Origin of the sequence: Haloarcula sp. CBA1115 (assembly GCF_000827835.1) — an archaeon.
Lineage (GTDB): Archaea > Halobacteriota > Halobacteria > Halobacteriales > Haloarculaceae > Haloarcula > Haloarcula hispanica.
The window spans coordinates 2,600,141-2,618,221 of the sequence record NZ_CP010529.1; the positions used below are offsets into that span (position 1 = coordinate 2,600,141).

The window sequence follows — 18,081 nt, forward strand, 5'->3', positions numbered from 1 at the left end:
CAAAAAGCCGTTACTGCTCGTCCTCGATCTCGTGTTGCTCGGCGACGACCGGACAGTCCAGCAGCCGGACCGTCTCCATGTCGAGGAACTCCATGATCTCGGTCCCCTCGTTCGTGCAGTGTGCGTTCGGCGGTGCGGAGAAGTGTTCACACTGCTCGCAGTAGCGGTGTTTCGACACCTCCGCATACCGGCTCTCCGGCGTGGTCTCGCTATCGTCGTCCGCAGCGATTTCCGCCCACACCTTGTCCGCGTCGATGTGATCGACGTCGACCCGCTCGAATACGCTCTCACCGCTTCCAAAGGGGTCGTCGCCGCGGCTGTCCATTTCCGAAAAGGGGTCGTCCGGGTCGGGTGATGACCCGGAAAGGGGATTGTCTGATTCAGTTGCCGAATCCGAACGGAACTCTTCCGTGTCGACGGCCGAGAGCAGGTCGTCAGCATCGGTTGCATCGGGTTCCGCCTCGGACGCACCGTCGGCCGGTTCGTCGCTCGATTCGCTGCCCGGCCACCCGTCGTCGGGTGGCTGGCGTGCGTCTGTCGAGCCGTCCGCGTCGTCAGGCTCCGAACCGAGACGCTCGAACGGGTCGCCCTCGCGGTCGTCGCCCGGGTCAAGCTCCTCGAAGGGGTCTTGCTCGTCGTCACTCATTGGTCTCGCCCGGTTCAAGCTGTGCTGCGGCCACCAGCCGCGCCTTCGAGCGGATAATGCCGCCCTCGGGCCGGACGTCCGACACCGTCGTGTTGCAGTGTGGACACTGGGGTTCGGTCAACAGCCCGATCTCGACCTGCTCGTCACAGTTCGAACAGCGTGCCGTCGAGATGTTCTCCTGGGCCGCGGCGCGTTTCAGCCGGTCGACCGCTTTCTGATTCTGGTCCCGGCCGCCCTGGTCGTCGCGGAGGTCGCTGACGACCCAGGCGACGCGGGTGAGTTTGTCTTCGACATCGTCGAGTCGGCTGTCGATGTCAGCGACTCGCTCGTTCTCTGTTTCGAGCGACTCGGTCACGTCGCCCCGAAGCGCGGCGAGTTCCGCCTCGATATCTTCGATCTCTTGTGTGAGTGCATCGATACGGTCGAACTCCTCGTGGCCGTGGTCGGCCGGCGCTTTCGCGTCGGCCTCCCGTTTGACCTGCACGACGCGCTCGCGAACGTCTTCGATTTTCGTCTGAAAGTCCGCTTCGAGCGCGTCGAACCGCTCGGTGAGTTGGCGTTCCACCGTGTCGACGATGTCGGGGAGCTGTGAACTGACAGCGCTCTCGGTCGCCGCTTCGACTGAGCCGTTCAGCTTCTCGTCCACGGTCGCGGCGACGACGGCATCCAACTCGTCCGCCGATGGCTGAATGAGGTCGTCCATCCCATCGTCCGAGTCGGCCGCTGTCATATATGCGGCCAGCAGTTGCTCCATGACGGCGTCGCGAGGCACGCCGAGCGTCTCGGCCTGCTCGGTCAGCCACTCGTCTAGATCTGCAGATAGCTCGACGTACACTCCTCCGTCATCAGTCGACTCGGAGGACATTACGACACCCTTGACGAACAAGACTGATAAGGGTTTGTCGCCGATTTCAGATACCGAGAGCGGGAGCGAACCGTCAGCACGCGGCTCGTTGTCTTTTTCCGACAGTTACGGGCATCTCTGCTGCCGACTATCGCTACCGAATCTTGCGCACGTCGCTGATATCGAAGCCGGCATCGCCCAGTTCGGTCTCGAACTGCACGATGTCCTCGTCCTCTATCTGCGAGAGAACGCCGCGGAACTGCTGGACGACGAGGGTCCGGGCCCGGGTGGAACCGCCGGACTCCCACGCGAACTCCATCGTGCCGTGGGATGCGTCGACGAGCTGCCCGTGTCGGGTCGACGATATCGTCTCCGGATTGACGTGCAAGAGGATAAGGCCCCCCCACTGGTGGGCTGCCTTCTGGATTCCCTGGACGAGCGAGCTGACGTCCGACCAGCTGACTTCCTCGTCCGTCGCGCTAACGAGGTCAGACAGCGAGTCGATGACGACGAGATTGTTCGCCGCCACGTCGTTCAATACCATCCCGAGCGTGCCGAGCAGGTCATCCCGCTCGTGGCGCGCCCGGAGGTCGGTGATTGACGCGGTCTCCCTGGCGTACCACTCTCGCGGCACCGGACTGATGTGGAAGTACCGCTCCGAGAGGTCGTGAAACTCGACCGCCTGGCTTCCCTTGTCGACCACGTCGTCGTCCATCGCCAGCCGCATCTCGCTGACCAGTTGCGACTCGCTTGTTGTAAAGGAGATGTAGTGGACTTCGTCCGGGGCAACAGCGTCGGCCGAGCGGTCGCCGTAGTAGAGGTCGTGCAACTCCCCGTCCACCTGTTCGAGCCCGTTGATGAGTGCGCTCGTATGCATGAACTCCCGGGAGCCAGCGCCGGCCTCGCCGGACAGCAGGACGACGCTCCCGGCGGGCGCTCCACCGTTGATGATGGAGTCGAGCTGCCGGATTCCGAACGGGATTCGCTCCATACGTCCACCTACCTACGCGGTCGCTTAAACGCTTGGCCTGTCTCACTGTCGTGGTCGGGAGAGCGACAGCGAGCCCGGAGGTTACCGCCAGACGGCCCGACCGAGCCGCGTCTCCGAGAGGTCGAAGTCGAAGCGGTCCGTCCACAGCAGGCCGGCCCCCAGCAGCGCGGCCAGGCCGACAGGCACCCAGTTCGCATAAAAGAGGTTGATACCGCCCCACAGCAGGACGAAGCTCACCAGGTCATCGAGCATGAACGGGCAGTCCCGGAGCCGCTGTCGGAGCCCTGCGCGGTCGAACCCGAGGTCGAACAGCAGGACGGCGACCGATCCAGAGAGGAGCCAGCCGGTGTAGTTCTGCCACGGGACGCCGTAGAACTGGGGCATCTCGTAGGTCCAGAAACCGATTGCCACGGCGCCAGGATCGAGCACGAGGTCGACGAGCATGACCGTCGCCAGCGTCGCCAGCAGCCGAACCGCGGTTGACGCCGCCCTGTTGCCGAGCAACAGCAGGACGAGCAGGTAGGCGTTCAGGACCAGCGGGAAGAAGAAGACCGGGAGCCCGAACGGCACCTCGCCCAGCAGCATCGGGCCAAGGTCGACGCCGTACGTGAACTCGCCGTAGGGCCAGCCGGTCCGGACACCGACGAGTTCGATGCCGTAGGAGTAGAGCGTCAGCGCGACCAGCGCCAGCCCGGCCCGGCGGTCCACGAGCGGAAAGACACCGGCCACGAGAGGCAACCGCATCACGAACGTTCCGAACAGGACGAAGTAGGGGTTGAACGCGAGCGGGTCGGGCAACAGTCCCTCGGCGCTGGCAAGCAGGGTGACAGCGCCGACGAGCGGGAAAACGACGGCGATGGTAAAGCGGTTCTCGGTGACGAACTGGTCGAACTGCGCGGTCGCGTCGGTCCTTGTCTCGGGGAGCGTCCAGCCCGCTATGGTCCGGTCCTCGCCGCTACCCATACAGCATCACCCACAGCGCGATGAGTGTGAACACCATGCCGACGACGGTGTTGATCGCAGGATACCACCAGTACGCCTCGTCGATGTCGACGCCGATGCCGAGAATCCCGAAGACGAGGCCGGGGTAGACGAGCAGTAGCAGGCCGAATACCCAGTGCGTGTAGGTGAATACGAACGCGGCCGTGAGCCAGCACATCACGCAGTAGTAGTAGGTGTTTGACTCCCCGAGGAACGTCGCCGTCGTCTGGATACCGGCCTCGCGGTCGGGTTCGATGTCCGGAATCGCCGAGAAGGTGTGCATCCCCATCGCCCAGAGCCACGCGCCGGCGACCGCCGTCGCTGGCGGGGCCGCTCCTTCGATAGCGGCGTAGCCGATGACGCCCGGCAGGATGTACAGCCCGTTCGAGATGGAATCAAGGAACGGCGTCGTCTTGAACCGCAACGGCGGGGCTGAGTACTCGACAGAGAGCGCAACCCAGGCGAGCAGGGCCACGACCCCGAGCATCGGAAGCCCGAGGACGAACAGTAACGCGAGCGCGCCGCTTGCGACGACGATGGCTGTGACGGCGCTGTCACCGCGGTAGCTGACCTCTCGGCCCTCGTCCTTCTTGGGATTGTGTTCGTCGATGTCGGCGTCGAAGATGTCGTTGACCCCGTAGAGAAACACGTTCGCGGGGATAGTGAAGTACAGAAACAGGGCGACAGCCAGCGGCGAGAACAGTTCTCCCGGGCCGTCGGCCGCGTAGCTGACGCCGACGATGACCGGGCCGCCGAGGTACAGCCAGAACCGCGGCCGGGAGAGCCGCAACAGGTAGCCCACAAGCGTCTCCTTCGGCGGAATGACGGCGGTAATGCGGTCGGTCGGGAGTTCGGGCATTACTCAGGCGATATCCTCGATGAGCGCCTCTGCGGTGTGTTCGCCGCTGATGAGACACATCGGCACGCCGATGCCGGGCGTCGTGAACGACCCCGTGAAGTAGAGGCCGTCGACGGCCGACGAGCGGTTGTTGGGTCGCAGCAGGGCGGTCTGGCGGAGTGTGTGTGCCAGCCCGAGAGCTGTGCCCTCCGTGGCGTTGTACCGCTCGCCGAAGTCGGAGACGGCGAACTGCTTCTCGTAGACGATGCGGTCGCGCAGGTCGACGCCGGTGTTGTCAGCGATGTCGGCAAGCACCTTCTCGCGGTACTCCTCGCGGATCTCGTCGCCGTCGTGCAGGCCCGGCGCGATTGGGACCAGAACGAACAGGTTCGAGTGTCCGTCTGGGGCGACGGTGTCGTCGGTTTTCGAGGGCACACAGAGGTAGTACGCCGGGTCATCGGGCCACGCGGGCTCGTCGAAGATGTCGTCGAAGTGGGGGTCCCAGTCCGTCGGCAGGACGAGCGTGTGGTGCTTCAGGGGCTCCACGTCGCCCTCGACACCCATGTACATGAGGAAGGCAGACGGTGCGTACGTCTTGTCGTCCCAGTACTCGTCGTCGTACTGGCGCTCGTGGTCGGGCAGGAGTTCCCGTTCGGCGTGGCCGTAGTCGGCGTTGACGACCACTTCGTCGGGGTGGGTCGTGTCGCCGTGGACTGTCTCCACGAGGAATCCATCCTTCCGCCGGGAAATCTCGTCGACTTCGGCGTCGGTCTCGTAGGTGACGCCGAGTTCCTCGCCGAGTTCGACGAGGCCGTCGACGACCGCGCCGACGCCGCCGTCGGGGTAGTACACGCCGAGGTTGAAATCGACGTGGCTCATCATGTTGTACAGCGCTGGCGTCGTCCGCGGAGAGCCACCGAGGAAGACCAGCGTGTACTGCATGATCTGCTGGAGCTTCGGGTGCTCGAAGTAGTCCTCGACGTGGCCCTGCATCGAGCCGATAAGCTGGAGCCCGACCGGAGCGGCAGTCATCACATCGAGGTCAATCCAGTCGCGCAGCTCCGAGCGGTCCTCGTAGACGAACTTGTTCATCGCCGTCTCGTAGTGACGTTCGCTCGTCGCGAGGTAGTCTTCGAACGCCTCGCCCGCGCCGGGTTCGTACTCCTCGAACTTCCGGGCCATCTCGGCGTTGTCGCCGGTCACGTCGATCCGGTCGCCGTCCTTGAAGAAGATGCGGTAGTGCGGGTCGAGCCGCTGGAGGTCGTAGTAATCGCGTGGCTCTTTCCCGAAGTACGCGAAGAACCGCTCGAACACGTCGGGCATCAGATACCACGACGGACCCATGTCGAACCGGAACCCGTCCACCTCCAGCCGGGAGGCGCGGCCCCCGAGTTGCTCGTTTTTCTCCAGTAGCGAGACGTCCGCGCCTGCGTCCGCCAGATAGCACGCGGCGGAGAGGCCACCGATGCCGCCACCGACGACAGTTACGTCTTCACCGGACAAGTCACTCATTACTAGTATTGAGGGGCTGGACCGTCAATAAATGAGCGGCCAAACTGCATCGGTATGCCATTCGTGGCCATATGTCGGGCCGCCGAGCGGCTCAGTGGGAGACGTATATGGGGATGGGGGCCAGACTGACACGTATGGAACCTGACCTCGCAGCACTGGACGCATATCTCGATGACGCCGGCGTCGACGGCTACCTCCTCGATGCGGATTCCGAGGTGTCAGACCAGTACTACCTCTCTGGCTTCGACGCGCCGGACCCGTTCATCACGCTGTACGACGGCGACACACATCTCCTCTTCCCGCGGAGTCTGGAGTTCGGTCGCGCCAAGCGTGAATCGCGAGCCGAGACCGTCGAACGGTACGTGGACTTCGACCACCAGAAGAAGGTCGAGGAGTACGGTCCCGAGGAGGCAGTCTCGCACGTCCTCGCGGATTTCCTCGCGTCCTACGATGTGGACAGCGTGGCCGTACCCCCGCGGTTCCCGCTCCGGACTGCGGACGGCCTGCGCGAACGTGGTGTCGACGTGACGGCCGACACCGACGGCATCGTCACGGAGATCCGCGCGACGAAGACCGAGACCGAAGTCGACTACGTCCGGACGGCACAGCGGGCCAACGAGGCGGCGATGCAGGCGGCCGAATCGCTGCTTGAGGCGTCAGAGATTGCCGAGGACGACACGCTCGAAATTGACGGCGAGACGCTGACGAGCGAGCGGGTGAAAGAGGAGATCGAGGTGACGCTGCTCCGGCACGGCTGTTCACTGGACGAGACTATCGTCGCCTGCGGGGCGGACGCTGCGGACCCTCACGACTCTGGGAGCGGGCCGCTCGTCGCCCACGAGCCGGTTATCATCGACATCTTCCCGAAGGACAAGGCGACGAAGTACCACGCCGACATGACGCGGACGTTCGTCAAAGGCGAGCCAAGCGAGACGGTGCGGGAGTGGTACGACCTCACCGAGCGGGCGATGGAAGCGGCGTTCGATGCGCTGGAACCCGGTGCGACCGGCAAAGACGTACACGACGCTGTCTGTGACGTGTACGAGGACGCCGGCGAGCCGACGTTGCGTGACGACGACCGAACGGAGACAGGGTTCATCCACAGCACGGGCCACGGCGTCGGGCTGGACGTCCACGAGCTTCCACGGCTGGCACCGAATGGCGGCGAACTCGAACCGGGACACATCGTCACTATCGAGCCCGGCCTCTATGACCCCGATGTCGGCGGGGTCAGAATCGAAGATATCGCCGTCGTCACTGCCGATGGCTACGAGAACCTGACTGAGTACGAGATTCAGTTCGTCGTCTGAGCCGGTCGTTTCAGCGCCGTTCCATCTGGCCGCCACAGGACAGACAGGCCACGTTAGCGTCTCCAGTCTGGGAAGCAGTTTTATCCTGGCCTCCGTTGGTGACTGCGTTATCTTCTATCAAGATGTTCGTTACCATGACACATTATATTCCGCGGCTCCATCATGAACATTTATTATGGATGGGGCAAAAGGTGGTGATACTCAATGCTTGTATCCGATGTACGCCCCTCACGCGACCCTCACACTGCACTGCCCACAAACCACAGACGCCGGCCGACACGACCCCCAGGATGACAACACGAATCACGACCCCCCGAAACGACGACTCGTACCCGACAACCACGCTGCCCTTCGACGACGCGGAGAGCAAGTCCCGCCGCGCGCCGAAGATGTTCTCGCCGACCAATCACGCCACGATGGGCCAGTTCGACACTGAGGCCACGGACCCGCGGTAAGCTGGGACACAACGCATATCCCGCCGGCACGCTTCCGTGCCGATATGTCCGATTACACCACAGTATCGATTCCGAAGGACCTCGCGGAGCGCGTCGAAGAGACCATCGAGGGGACGAGTTTCTCCAGCACCTCTGATCTCGTTCGGTTCCTGCTCCGGAGTATCGTCGTCCAGCACCAGCGGGAAGGCGAACTGACCGAAGCGCAGTTCCAGGATATCACCGACCAGTTGCGGGACCTGGGCTACTTGGAGTAACCGCTCCGGAGACGGAACGCTACTGCGGATACTTTTCCGGAGGCTCGACGTCGAGAACCGTGACCTCCTGTTCCTGCCCGGATCTGTCGAAGGCTCCGAAGGCGTCGATATCCCACGGCGGGATGCCGACGAAGATCACCTCGTGCAGGTCGTCGGTCTTGCTGACGCCCATGTACCCGTCGGGGTGGGAAACGAATCGGCCCTGTGTCTGGCCGGCCGGCGTTCCAAGGTCGACGCCGAACACCGCCTTCACCGAGACCCCGGCTGAGGGGAGATAGAAGTCAGTGAACACCGGTGTCTCGTCCGGTAAGTCAGCATCCGGGAGTTCTCCGGCCGGCGTGACGGCCAGCGAAATCGTCACGTCGTCAGGTTCGGCCTCGCTGGCGAGCCGTAACAGCGTCTCGACGAGTCCGCGTGTGACGTAGACCACGCCACACCTTCGCACGGGCCGGGTAAAACAGCGTCGCTTCCGTCGGTTTAGCCGAGCACGAGCGACTTGAGGTTCTTCGCGTACAGGCCCGGCGTCCGGCCTCGCGACCCGCGGAGCGCGTACGCGATGTCCTCGGCGGCACCTTCCATCACACCCTCTCCGTGACCGACCAGGACCCGCTCGGGGTCCAGCCGGGAGAGTTTCTTCGGGGGGAACAGGCGCAACATTGGGTGGACACCGAGTCGCTCGTCACCGGCGAGGAAGTAGTCCGCCGCCCCGACTGCCTCGGGGACGACCAGCGTATCGTCCTCGTCGCCATACAGCGCGGCCTCTTGCCAGAACGTGTTCTTGATAATCTTGTGGACGCCGTAGTCCGTGCCCGGCAGTTGTCGGTGCATGCGTTCGACCGGCGCGTCGATGTCTTCCTCGACACCCGACATCCACTCGGGGATGTACACCGACACGTCGTGTCGGTTCGCAACGGCGGCGCTGTCGCGTTTGTGCCGGTCTAACAGGATGACGACGCCGGCCACGTCGCCGAACTCGGCGAACAGGTCGTCGATACCGTCGACGTCTATCGGGTCGACGACGAACACGCCGGCATCCGTCTTGAGGACGTGACTCGCCCGGACCATCATTTCGTCGGGATACGGAATGTAGCTCACGCCGCGCTCCCAGCGGTTCGTCTCCAGCCACGCCGCCGTTTCGTCCTGCGTGTTGGTTGGCATACGCCTCAGTACGGGCCTGACGTGAATAAATGGTCGAGAACGGGAAACTCGCGTGCTGGGGTTGTTTCGCCTCCGAAACGTCGTCCACAGCGGCTTTGTCGGTGGCGACCGAAGTGCCGATATGCTCTCCTCGCCCGCCTGGCTCACACTGGAGGTGAAGTATCCGGACCGTGCAACGGCGTTCTACGAGGCCTTTCTGGAACTCGACGTACTCTCAGAGAGCCCAGACGAGGCCGTGCTCGCGGCCGGCGACACCGAACTCAGGCTCCGCGCGCCGGGGACGGTTCCGCGCGGCGGGCTCCACACCCACTACGCACTGACCATTCCCGAGCGGGAGTACGACGACTGGTACGGCCGGCTGGACGAGCGCTTCGACCTGGTCGAACACACCTTCGGGGACGCGCGCTCGCTGTACTTCTACGACCCACAGGGCAACTGCGTGGAACTCGGCGAGCGGGCGGTCGACGGCGATGGCGTCACCGGCCTGTTCGAACTCGTCCTCGAAGTCGAGGACCTGTCCTCGGCCGTGGCGTTCTACACCTCGCTGGGGTTCGACATGGTCGACGACGGCCGCGACGAAGGCCGCGTTCGGCTCTCGACCGGCGACCTCGACCTGGAACTGTGGTCACCGCGGCTCGGCATCGCTGACGCCCGCGGCGGCGTTCACGTCGACTTCGGTGTCGTCGCCGAAGACCCGAAATCGACGGCCAGGGAAGTCGCTGACGACGCGCTTTCGGTCACCTCGGTCGAGGACGGCGTCCGAATCAGGGACCGGGACGGCCACTACCTGACGCTGGTGTCGGCGTAGACAACCGCCGGTGTCGGCGTAGCGGGCCAGTGGTACCGGGGGTGAATCCGCCGGAAGCGAATATAATGACTACCCCCGTATTAGTAGCTGTATAGACACCTCATAGGCAGGTTCTTTTCGTGTCGGCGGCCACGTTTCACCCGAGGATGTCCCCGACTGACTCCCGGGCCGAACAGGAAGCCCCTGCGAAGGCGACGCTGTTCTGTCCGGACTGTGGGCACCGGAGCAGGTACGACGGCGACTGGATGGTGGTCGAGCACCACGGCGGCACGCACTACCGCTGTCCGGACTGCCACGCCCAGATCACGACCCGACCGAGCCACACTGACAGGGGTTCGCCCCGGTTCTTCGACACCTACTGGCAAGCGTGGGACCGGGGTATCCGCGTGTGGCATGGACTGCTGCAGCGATTTCTCCCTCCGTGAGCGGCCTGGCCAGATATTGCGGCGTCAGGAAAACCGTTCCTCCCGCTATTTCCCATAGAACCGTATCGCCCAGAATAGGGCTGTCCAGAGGCCACAGCGCGTTCTGCGGCTCAATCCAGCCGCTCGGAGTCGATACTGACGCCCGGCGGCGTCACAACCAGAAAGCCGCGGAAGTGCATCAGTTCGCCGCCGGCCTCCCGGACCGGCCGGGCGAACCCGGCGGCGAGTTCGTTCAGGTCGCCTTCGACGTTGAGAACCAGGACCGACCCGTTTTCGATGGTGTTGATCCACTGCTCGGGCGGTTCCGACCCGTCGAGGACGCCCAGCACGACGCGGTTGCTGCCGGCCCCGTCACGGTCCTCGTCCATCTGGTCCTCCACGGCCTGCAGGTCCAGCCCCTCGAAATCGCTCATAGCCACATCCATGCGCGGACGGAGCAAAAATCCTCCCCAAACCGTCTGACGCGCGGCAGTCGCACCGGCGGCGGTCGTGACCGTGTGTCGTGTGCACATATCACCGCCCTATGGACAAGTATAAATAGTGGAAGCATCCAGTTACGGGTGCTTATGTCCAACAACGAGGGCACGTCGGAATCTCCGGCGGATCGAGTTCTTCCAGGGCACACTGGATTCCACGTCTGAGATAACAGACGCACGGATTTTCGACACCACGCTGCGCGATGGTGAGCAGTCACCACGCACGTCGTTCAACTACGAGGACAAACGCGAGATAGCTGCGCTGCTCGACGAGATGGGCACCCACGTCATCGAAGCCGGGTTCCCCGTCAACTCCGACGCGGAGTTCGAGGCAGTACGCGACATCGCCGAGTCCACGCGAGTGACGACCTGCGGACTGGCGCGTGTGGTCGAGAAAGACATCGAGGCGGCTCTGGATTCCGGTGTGGACATGGTCCACACCTTCGTCTCGACGTCGGACGTACAGTTGCAAGATTCCATGCACGCGACCCGTCAGGAGGCACTCGACACTGCCGTCGACTGTGTCGAGATGATCAAAGATGCGGGCGTCGAATGCATGTTCTCGCCGATGGACGCGACTCGGACTGACGAGGACTTCCTCGTCGAAGTCATCGAGGCCACGTCCGCGGCGGGGGCGGACTGGATCAACATTCCGGACACGTGTGGGGTCGCCACGCCGCGGCGGTTCTACGACCTCATCGAAATCGTCGACGACTGCACCGATGCCTACATCGACGTGCACACGCACGACGACTTCGGACTGGCGTCGGCCAACGCCATCTCCGGCTTTGAGGCCGGAGCCAGCCAGGCGCAGGTGTCGGTCAACGGGATCGGCGAACGTGCCGGCAACGCGGCCTACGAAGAGGTCGTGATGGCGCTGGAGTCGCTGTACGATGTCGACACCGGAATCGACACCACCCGCATCACAGAGCTGTCGCGGATCGTCGAGGAGAAGTCTGACATCGGGGTGCCGGCGAACAAGCCCGTCGTCGGGCGCAACGCCTTCTCCCACGAGAGCGGTATCCACGCCGCCGGTGTCATCGAGAACTCCGACACGTTCGAGCCGGGCGTCATGACCCCCGAGATGGTCGGGGCCACGCGCGAACTCGTGCTCGGCAAGCACACCGGGGCCCACTCGGTCCGGGAACGGCTCGTCGACGCGGGCTACGACCCGACCGAGGCGGAGGTCAGAGAAGTGACCCGCCGCGTCAAGGAGTACGGCGCGGAGGAACAGGTCACCATGTCGGTGCTCGAACGGTTCGCCGAGGAGATCGGCGTGACCGAGGAAAGCGAGGAGGTCCGGGCGTAGGCCGATGACCTCGCTTCCGGCCGTCACTACGAGTGAGCAGCTACCGGTGAGTATCCGGTTCCGAGCGGCTGTCCGCCAACAGCTATCACAGAACGTTTATTATTCGGGACGAACTGCATTTGGATGTGATGACCGCGGCTGCTGGGCGTCAGGTTCGACCACCCGCCAGCACCGCGACCGCTATTCTCGGCGTGCGTATTGTAGGGGCACTATAGCCCCTCATTTCACATTTTCACCCCCGGCCGAATCGATTCGCCTGAACACCACAGAGTCACCAGTCATGCACGCAGCATACACATCACCGCGGTATCGACCCCGAACACGAACAGACGGAGGGATGACACGATGAGCGAACGTGCATCCGTCCCCAAGGAAGCGGAAGAAACGGAGTCAGAAACAGAACAGGAGCCGGTCACGACGGGCGCGCAATCGGTCATCCGTGCGCTTGAAAACGCCGGGACAGACTACGTCTTCGGCGTCCAGGGCGGCGCGATCATGCCCGTCTACGACGCGCTGTACGACTCCGACATCAACCACGTCACGATGGCCCACGAACAGGGGGCCTCACACGCGGCGGACGCGTACGGAATCGTCACCGGCGACCCCGGCGTCTGTTTCGCCACCTCCGGCCCCGGTGCGACGAACCTCGTGACCGGCATCGCCGACGCCAACATGGACTCGGACCCCGTCATCGCACTAACCGGCCAGGTCCCGACGGAGTTCGTCGGCAACGACGCCTTCCAGGAGACGGACACGGTCGGCATCACCCAGCCGATCACGAAGGAGAGCTACTTCGCCGCCGACTCCGACACCGTCGGCGACGACGTCAGCGAAGCGTTCGCGCTCGCCGACGCCGGCCGGCAGGGGCCGACGCTGGTCGACCTCCCGAAGGACGTGACCCAGGGCGAAACCGAGGTCGAACCCGGCAGGCCGGAGACGCCGGAGACCTACGAGGTGCCCGAGGAAGCCGACGACGAGGACGTCCAGGAGGCCGTCGAGGCGCTGGCCGAGGCCGACCGTCCGGTCATCCTCTCGGGCGGCGGCGTCATCAAGGCGAACGCGTCGAGCGCGCTCCGGGAGTTCGCCAAGGAGTACGAGATCCCGGTTATCACGACGATGCCCGGCATCGGGAGCTTCCCCGAGGACCACGAACTCTCGCTTGAGTGGGCCGGGATGCACGGCACCGGCTACGCCAACATGGCGATTAGCAACACCGACTGCATGCTGGCCATCGGGACGCGCTTCGACGACCGCCTGACCGGCGGCGTCGACTCCTTCGCCCCCGACGCGGAGGTCATCCACGTCGACATCGACCCGGCCGAAATCAGCAAGAACGTCTACGCTGACTACCCACTCATCGGAGACGCCCGGAACGTGCTCCGGCAGCTGTTCGACGCGATGCCGCGTGCGCCGGACGCCGACAAGTGGCGCGACCAGTGCCAGACCTGGAAAGAGGAGTACCCGATGGACTACGACACGCCCGACGACGAGCCGCTGAAGCCACAGTACGTCGTCGAGCAGTTCTCGGAGATGACGCCGGACGACACTATTGTCTGTACCGGCGTCGGCCAGCACCAGATGTGGGCCTCCCAGTTCTGGGAGTACACCGAGCCCCGGACGTGGGTGTCGTCCCACGGTCTCGGGACGATGGGGTACGGCGTGCCAGCCGCCATCGGTGCCAAACTCGCCGCGCCGGACCAGGAGGTCGTCTGCTTCGACGGCGACGGCTCGTTCCTGATGACCGTTCAGGGCCTATCGGTCGCCGTTCGGGAGCAACTCGATATCACCTACGTCGTCCTGAACAACGAGGCGGTCGGGATGGTCCGCCAGTGGCAGGACGGCTTCTACGAGGGCCGCCGGATGGCCTCGGAGTACCCGTGGATCCCGCAGTTCGACAAGCTCGCCGAGGCCTTCGGCGCGCGCGGGTTCACGCTCGAATCCTACGAGAACGTCGAGGAAACGATACAGGAAGCACGCGACTACGACGGCCCGAGCGTCATCGACGCCCACATCGACCCCGGGGAGAACGTCTTCCCGATGGTCCCCAGCGGCGGTGACAACGGCCTGTTCGCGCTCAACGAAGACCAGCTGGACATGATCTAACAATGACTGGAGGAATGCCAGGCCCCGCGCCGGACGAACGGATGCGCCCGAAGGGCCGACGCAACACGCAGGGAATCCGCGTCGATCCCGAGGCCGAAGTGACCCACGAACCGCGCCAGGCGGTGCTGTCCGCGCTGGTCAAGCACCGACCGGGCGTGCTGTCGGAAGTGTCAGCGCTGTTCAGCCGACGGCAGTTCAACATCGAAAGCCTGACCGTCGGGCCAACGGTCGACGACGACACAGCCCGGATGACGATTCTCATCGAGGAACCGGAACCGGGAATCGACCAGGCGAAAAAGCAACTGCGGAAGCTCGTGCCCGTCGTCTCGGTCAGGGAACTCGAAGGCGAGGCCGTCCGTCGGGAGCTCGCACTGGTGAAAGTCAGCGGCGAGAAGCCAGACGACGTCAACGCCGTTGCCGACATGTACGACGGCCAGGCCGTCGACGCGTCGACCGACTCGGTCACCGTCGAGATCACGGGCAGCAAGCAGAAGATCGACGCCGCCATCGAGGCGTTCAAGCAGTTCGATGTGCAGGAGATCGTGCGAACCGGGGCCGCCGCACTGGAACGCGGCCCGAAAACACTAGAGAAAGATGTCTGACGAACTTACCACAACAGTCTACTACGACGAGGACGCTGACGTATCGACTATCGACAATGAGACCGTAGCCGTGCTGGGCTACGGCTCACAGGGCCATGCCCACGCGCTGAACCTCCACGAGTCCGGCGTCGACGTAATTGTCGGCCTCCGCGAGGACTCGTCGTCTTGGGCGGACGCCGAGGACGCGGGTCTCCGCGTCGAGACGCCCGACGTGGCCGCCGGCGAGGCGGACCGCGTCGTGATGCTCGTCCCGGACACGATTCAGCCGGCCGTCTACGAGGCCATCGAGGACGAACTGGACGCCGGAGACACGCTCCAGTTCGCACACGGCTTCAACATCCACTACGGCCAGATCGAACCGCCGGAGGATGTCGACGTGACGATGGTCGCGCCGAAGTCGCCCGGCCACCTCGTGCGCCGGACCTACGAGCGCGGCGAGGGGACGCCCGGTCTCATCGCGGTCTATCAGGACGCGACCGGCAACGCCAAGCAAGAGTCGCTGGCCTACGCGAAGGGCATCGGCTGTACCCGCGCTGGCGTCATCGAGACCTCCTTCCAGGAAGAGGTCGAGACGGACCTCTTCGGCGAGCAGGCTGTCCTCTGTGGCGGCGTCACCGAGATGGTCAAGGCCGGCTTCGAGACGCTGGTCGACGCCGGCTACGCGCCGGAGATGGCCTACTTCGAGTGTCTGAACGAGCTGAAGCTCATTGTCGACCTCATGTACGAGGGCGGCCACATGGGCATGTGGAACTCCGTCTCCGATACCGCCGAGTACGGCGGTCTCACCCGCGGTGAAGAGGTCATCGACCGCGAAGGGATGGAGAAAATCCTCGAAGAGATCCAGAACGGCGAGTTCGCTCGCGAGTGGATCAACGAGAACCAGGCCAACCGGCCCGCCTACAAGCAGTACCGCGACGCAGAACAGAACCACCAGATCGAAGCCGTCGGCGAGAACCTGCGCGACCTGTTCGCGTGGGGAGAGGACGCCGACGCAGAGAAGACAGAAGCCCCAGCAGATGACTAAGGAACACACGGATACGATGGACGGCGAACAGAGCGAATCGCGTACGACGATGGGCAGCATCGAGCACACCCACCCCGAGACGAACGGGACCTTCGGCGCGGTGTTTCGCCGCGGCCCGGTCGTGGCCGCCGACGGCGGCGAACGCGACGCGGAGGAGGAGACTGACGAGACGATGGAAGACATCGACCACGAAGCACCCGACGAGGGTGTCACCCGGGCGTACGAGCGCGGAACGGAAGGACGGGACGAGACAGTATGAGCCAGGGAACGCTGTACGACAAGGTATGGGACCAGCACAAGGTCACGACCCTGCCGAACGGCCAGGACCAGCTGTTCGTCGGCCTGCACCTCATCCACGAGGTCACCAGCCCGCAGGCCTTCGGGATGCTCAAAGAGCGCGGGCTTGAGGTCGCGCGCCCGGACCTGACTCACGCGACGGTCGACCACATCGTGCCGACCGCCAATCAGGACCGGCCCTACAGCGACGACGCGGCCGAGACGATGATGGCCGAACTCGAAGAGAACGTCCGGGACGCCGGTATCCAGTTCTCTGACCCAACGACGGGCGACCAGGGTATCGTCCACGTCATCGGCCCGGAGCAGGGTATCACCCAGCCCGGCAAGACCATCGTCTGTGGCGACAGCCACACCTCCACCCACGGGGCCTTCGGCGCGCTCGCGTTCGGTATCGGGACCAGCCAGATTCGGGACGTGCTGGCGACCCAGACCATCGCGATGGAGAAACAGAAGGTCCGCAAGATCGAGGTCACCGGCGAACTCGACGAGGGCGTCGAGGCCAAGGACATCATCCTCGAGATCATCCGTCGGCTCGGGACCGAGGGCGGCGTCGGCTACGTCTACGAGTACGCCGGCGAGACCATCGAGAACCTCGACATGGAAGGCCGGATGTCCATCTGTAACATGTCCATCGAGGGCGGCGCTCGCGCGGGCTACGTCAACCCCGACGAGACCACCTACGAGTGGCTCGAAGGCACGGACTACTTCCAGGAGCACCCCGAGAAGTTCGAGGAACTCAAGCCGTACTGGGAGTCTATCCGCTCGGACGACGACGCCGAATACGACGACGTCGTCGAGATCGACGCGAGCGAACTGGACCCCGTCGTCACATGGGGAACCACGCCCGGTCAGGGCATCGGTATCGACGATCCGATCCCGGAACCCGAGTCGCTGGCCGACGACAAGGTCGACACCGCCCGTCGCGCTCAGGAACACATGCGCGTCGAGCCCGGCGAGACGATGGAGGGCTACGACATCGACGTTGCCTTCCTTGGCTCCTGTACCAACGCTCGGCTGCCTGACCTGCGACGGGCGGCCCGCATCGTCAAGGGCCGCGAGGTCGCCGACGACGTGCGAGCGTTCGTCGTCCCCGGCAGCCAGCGCGTCCAGCGCGCCGCCGAGGAAGAAGGCCTGAAGGACATCTTCGAGGAAGCCGGCTTCGAGTGGCGAAACGCCGGCTGTTCGATGTGTCTGGGCATGAACGAGGACCAACTGGAGGGCGACGAGGCCTGTGCCTCCTCCTCCAACCGGAACTTCGTCGGCCGACAGGGCAGCAAGGACGGCCGGACCGTCCTGATGAACCCACGGATGGTGGCCGCTGCGGCCATCACCGGCGAAGTGTCTGACGTGCGCGACCTAGAGGAGGTGGCTCTGGCATGAGCGACCCCACTGAAGACATCCCGTCGGTCGACTACGTCGAGGGGTCTGGCATCCCGATTCGCGGGAACGACATCGACACGGACCAGATCATCCCGGCGCGGTTCATGAAGGTCGTCACCTTCGACGGGCTGGGCGAGTTCGCCTTCTTCGACCTGCGGTTCGACGACGAGGACAACGAGAAGGACCACCCGTTCAACGAGGAGCGGTTCCAGGACTCGAACGTGATGGTCGTCAACAACAACTTCGGCTGTGGCTCCTCGCGCGAACACGCGCCCCAGGCCCTGATGCGCTGGGGCATCGACGCGATCATCGGTGAGGGCTTCGCCGAGATTTTCGCCGGGAACTGTCTGGCGCTTGGCATCCCGACGGTCACTGCCGACCACGAGACGATCAACGCGCTCCAGCAATGGGTTGATGACAACCCCGACGGCAAGATCGAAGTCGACGTGCGGGCGGAGACAGTCACCTACGGCGACAACGAGATCAACGTCAGCGTCGACCGCGCCCAGCGCGAAGCCCTCGTCGAGGGCAACTGGGACACGACGGCGCTGATGAAGGCCAACCGGAACGCTATCGAGGAGACGGCCTCGCAGTTGCCGTACCTCGACCAGACGCGGTCAGATATCGAAGCGGACGATTAACGCGAGGTCGCCCCGCGACCTCGGTAT

Annotated in this window: 21 protein-coding genes; 12 read left to right on the top strand and 9 right to left on the bottom strand. The window is 64.3% G+C overall.

The genetic code is table 11. From position 1 onward, the window contains the following. Positions 1 to 10 precede the first annotated feature (10 nt). From SG26_RS13055 to crtD, 6 genes are all read right to left on the bottom strand, one after another. On the bottom strand, positions 11 to 646 hold the full coding sequence (locus SG26_RS13055; protein ID WP_050037784.1) for a hypothetical protein: 636 nt from the start codon (positions 644 to 646) through the stop codon (positions 11 to 13). Continuing rightward, the gene (locus SG26_RS13060) at positions 639 to 1,511 is read right to left on the bottom strand and encodes a hypothetical protein (RefSeq protein WP_050037785.1); all 873 of its coding nucleotides are present in this window, start codon (positions 1,509 to 1,511) and stop codon (positions 639 to 641) included. Before SG26_RS13060 ends, SG26_RS13055 begins: the two co-directional genes overlap by 8 nt. Before the next feature lie 133 nt (positions 1,512 to 1,644). Continuing rightward, positions 1,645 to 2,481 (bottom strand): HTR-like protein, encoded by an 837-nt coding sequence (locus SG26_RS13065; protein ID WP_014039960.1) that lies wholly within the window; start codon positions 2,479 to 2,481, stop codon positions 1,645 to 1,647. Positions 2,482 to 2,562: 81 nt separating this feature from the next. Beyond that, positions 2,563 to 3,444 carry a bisanhydrobacterioruberin hydratase gene (gene cruF / locus SG26_RS13070; RefSeq protein ID WP_014039961.1) on the bottom strand — a complete coding sequence of 294 codons (882 nt, stop codon included), beginning with the start codon at positions 3,442 to 3,444 and terminating at the stop codon, positions 2,563 to 2,565. Then, on the bottom strand, positions 3,437 to 4,321 hold the full coding sequence (locus SG26_RS13075) for a prenyltransferase (RefSeq protein ID WP_050037786.1): 885 nt from the start codon (positions 4,319 to 4,321) through the stop codon (positions 3,437 to 3,439). The genes cruF and SG26_RS13075 overlap by 8 nt, the downstream gene beginning before the upstream one ends. A gap of 3 nt (positions 4,322 to 4,324) precedes the next feature. Continuing rightward, positions 4,325 to 5,812, bottom strand: coding sequence for a carotenoid 3,4-desaturase (crtD, locus tag SG26_RS13080; RefSeq protein ID WP_050037787.1), 1,488 nt, complete (start codon positions 5,810 to 5,812; stop codon positions 4,325 to 4,327). 134 nt (positions 5,813 to 5,946) lie between these two features. Here crtD and SG26_RS13085 point away from each other — a divergent pair, with 134 nt between their 5' ends. The 3 genes from SG26_RS13085 (at position 5,947) to SG26_RS13090 (ending at position 7,831) form a co-directional block, all read left to right on the top strand. Continuing rightward, positions 5,947 to 7,122 carry a Xaa-Pro peptidase family protein gene (locus SG26_RS13085; RefSeq protein ID WP_014039964.1) on the top strand — a complete coding sequence of 392 codons (1,176 nt, stop codon included), beginning with the start codon at positions 5,947 to 5,949 and terminating at the stop codon, positions 7,120 to 7,122. Positions 7,123 to 7,412: 290 nt separating this feature from the next. Further along, the gene (locus SG26_RS21660; protein WP_008309989.1) at positions 7,413 to 7,577 is read left to right on the top strand and encodes a hypothetical protein; all 165 of its coding nucleotides are present in this window, start codon (positions 7,413 to 7,415) and stop codon (positions 7,575 to 7,577) included. 44 nt (positions 7,578 to 7,621) lie between these two features. After that, entirely contained in the window at positions 7,622 to 7,831 is a 210-nt protein-coding gene (locus tag SG26_RS13090) for a ribbon-helix-helix domain-containing protein (protein ID WP_008309988.1), read from the top strand. Between the two features lie 19 nt (positions 7,832 to 7,850). On the opposite strand, the gene SG26_RS13095 is transcribed toward SG26_RS13090, so the two are convergent. Further along, positions 7,851 to 8,261 carry a hypothetical protein gene (locus tag SG26_RS13095; RefSeq protein WP_050037788.1) on the bottom strand — a complete coding sequence of 137 codons (411 nt, stop codon included), beginning with the start codon at positions 8,259 to 8,261 and terminating at the stop codon, positions 7,851 to 7,853. 47 nt (positions 8,262 to 8,308) lie between these two features. Then, positions 8,309 to 8,989: a hypothetical protein gene (locus SG26_RS13100; RefSeq protein WP_014039966.1), complete on the bottom strand. Its 681-nt coding sequence runs from the start codon at positions 8,987 to 8,989 to the stop codon at positions 8,309 to 8,311. A gap of 121 nt (positions 8,990 to 9,110) precedes the next feature. Between SG26_RS13100 and SG26_RS13105 the strand changes: the two genes are divergently transcribed. After that, the gene (locus tag SG26_RS13105) at positions 9,111 to 9,797 is read left to right on the top strand and encodes a VOC family protein (protein ID WP_044952185.1); all 687 of its coding nucleotides are present in this window, start codon (positions 9,111 to 9,113) and stop codon (positions 9,795 to 9,797) included. A 146-nt stretch (positions 9,798 to 9,943) separates the two neighbouring features. Continuing rightward, positions 9,944 to 10,222, top strand: coding sequence for a hypothetical protein (locus SG26_RS13110; protein WP_014039968.1), 279 nt, complete (start codon positions 9,944 to 9,946; stop codon positions 10,220 to 10,222). Between the two features lie 110 nt (positions 10,223 to 10,332). Here SG26_RS13110 and SG26_RS13115 read toward each other — a convergent pair whose 3' ends face one another. Then, positions 10,333 to 10,635, bottom strand: a complete 303-nt coding sequence (locus tag SG26_RS13115) for a DUF5779 family protein (RefSeq protein WP_044951757.1) — start codon at positions 10,633 to 10,635, stop codon at positions 10,333 to 10,335. A 127-nt stretch (positions 10,636 to 10,762) separates the two neighbouring features. On the opposite strand from SG26_RS13115, the gene SG26_RS13120 reads away from it, so the two are divergent. The 7 genes from SG26_RS13120 to leuD all read left to right on the top strand — a co-directional run bounded on the left by SG26_RS13120 (position 10,763) and on the right by leuD (position 18,054). Next, positions 10,763 to 12,007 (top strand): LeuA family protein, encoded by a 1,245-nt coding sequence (locus tag SG26_RS13120; protein ID WP_014039970.1) that lies wholly within the window; start codon positions 10,763 to 10,765, stop codon positions 12,005 to 12,007. A 345-nt stretch (positions 12,008 to 12,352) separates the two neighbouring features. After that, positions 12,353 to 14,110: a biosynthetic-type acetolactate synthase large subunit gene (gene ilvB / locus SG26_RS13125; RefSeq protein ID WP_050037789.1), complete on the top strand. Its 1,758-nt coding sequence runs from the start codon at positions 12,353 to 12,355 to the stop codon at positions 14,108 to 14,110. 14 nt (positions 14,111 to 14,124) lie between these two features. After that, the gene (gene ilvN / locus SG26_RS13130; RefSeq protein ID WP_005535182.1) at positions 14,125 to 14,712 is read left to right on the top strand and encodes an acetolactate synthase small subunit; all 588 of its coding nucleotides are present in this window, start codon (positions 14,125 to 14,127) and stop codon (positions 14,710 to 14,712) included. Beyond that, positions 14,705 to 15,736 (top strand): ketol-acid reductoisomerase, encoded by a 1,032-nt coding sequence (gene ilvC, locus SG26_RS13135; protein WP_050037790.1) that lies wholly within the window; start codon positions 14,705 to 14,707, stop codon positions 15,734 to 15,736. The genes ilvN and ilvC overlap by 8 nt, the downstream gene beginning before the upstream one ends. Next, positions 15,729 to 15,995, top strand: coding sequence for a hypothetical protein (locus SG26_RS13140; protein WP_023843192.1), 267 nt, complete (start codon positions 15,729 to 15,731; stop codon positions 15,993 to 15,995). Before ilvC ends, SG26_RS13140 begins: the two co-directional genes overlap by 8 nt. Then, a complete protein-coding gene (gene leuC / locus SG26_RS13145) occupies positions 15,992 to 17,413 on the top strand; it encodes a 3-isopropylmalate dehydratase large subunit (protein WP_014039974.1) in 1,422 nt (473 codons plus the stop codon). The genes SG26_RS13140 and leuC overlap by 4 nt, the downstream gene beginning before the upstream one ends. Further along, positions 17,410 to 18,054, top strand: a complete 645-nt coding sequence (gene leuD, locus SG26_RS13150) for a 3-isopropylmalate dehydratase small subunit (RefSeq protein ID WP_050037791.1) — start codon at positions 17,410 to 17,412, stop codon at positions 18,052 to 18,054. Before leuC ends, leuD begins: the two co-directional genes overlap by 4 nt. Positions 18,055 to 18,081 lie beyond the last annotated feature (27 nt).

Bases quoted from the DNA above. Each gene is read 5' to 3' on its own strand.
- SG26_RS21660 (WP_008309989.1), top strand. From the start codon at position 7,413: ATGACAACACGAATCACGACCCCCCGAAACGACGACTCGTACCCGACA.
- SG26_RS13100 (WP_014039966.1), bottom strand. From the start codon at position 8,989: ATGCCAACCAACACGCAGGACGAAACGGCGGCGTGGCTGGAGACGAAC.
- SG26_RS13110 (WP_014039968.1), top strand. From the start codon at position 9,944: ATGTCCCCGACTGACTCCCGGGCCGAACAGGAAGCCCCTGCGAAGGCG.
- SG26_RS13090 (WP_008309988.1), top strand. From the start codon at position 7,622: ATGTCCGATTACACCACAGTATCGATTCCGAAGGACCTCGCGGAGCGC.
- ilvC (WP_050037790.1), top strand. From the start codon at position 14,705: ATGTCTGACGAACTTACCACAACAGTCTACTACGACGAGGACGCTGAC.
- SG26_RS13060 (WP_050037785.1), bottom strand. From the start codon at position 1,511: ATGTCCTCCGAGTCGACTGATGACGGAGGAGTGTACGTCGAGCTATCT.
- ilvB (WP_050037789.1), top strand. From the start codon at position 12,353: ATGAGCGAACGTGCATCCGTCCCCAAGGAAGCGGAAGAAACGGAGTCA.
- SG26_RS13140 (WP_023843192.1), top strand. From the start codon at position 15,729: ATGACTAAGGAACACACGGATACGATGGACGGCGAACAGAGCGAATCG.
- leuD (WP_050037791.1), top strand. From the start codon at position 17,410: ATGAGCGACCCCACTGAAGACATCCCGTCGGTCGACTACGTCGAGGGG.
- crtD (WP_050037787.1), bottom strand. From the start codon at position 5,812: ATGAGTGACTTGTCCGGTGAAGACGTAACTGTCGTCGGTGGCGGCATC.
- ilvN (WP_005535182.1), top strand. From the start codon at position 14,125: ATGCCAGGCCCCGCGCCGGACGAACGGATGCGCCCGAAGGGCCGACGC.
- SG26_RS13055 (WP_050037784.1), bottom strand. From the start codon at position 646: ATGAGTGACGACGAGCAAGACCCCTTCGAGGAGCTTGACCCGGGCGAC.
- cruF (WP_014039961.1), bottom strand. From the start codon at position 3,444: ATGGGTAGCGGCGAGGACCGGACCATAGCGGGCTGGACGCTCCCCGAG.
- SG26_RS13085 (WP_014039964.1), top strand. From the start codon at position 5,947: ATGGAACCTGACCTCGCAGCACTGGACGCATATCTCGATGACGCCGGC.
- SG26_RS13075 (WP_050037786.1), bottom strand. From the start codon at position 4,321: ATGCCCGAACTCCCGACCGACCGCATTACCGCCGTCATTCCGCCGAAG.
- leuC (WP_014039974.1), top strand. From the start codon at position 15,992: ATGAGCCAGGGAACGCTGTACGACAAGGTATGGGACCAGCACAAGGTC.
- SG26_RS13065 (WP_014039960.1), bottom strand. From the start codon at position 2,481: ATGGAGCGAATCCCGTTCGGAATCCGGCAGCTCGACTCCATCATCAAC.
- SG26_RS13105 (WP_044952185.1), top strand. From the start codon at position 9,111: ATGCTCTCCTCGCCCGCCTGGCTCACACTGGAGGTGAAGTATCCGGAC.
- SG26_RS13115 (WP_044951757.1), bottom strand. From the start codon at position 10,635: ATGAGCGATTTCGAGGGGCTGGACCTGCAGGCCGTGGAGGACCAGATG.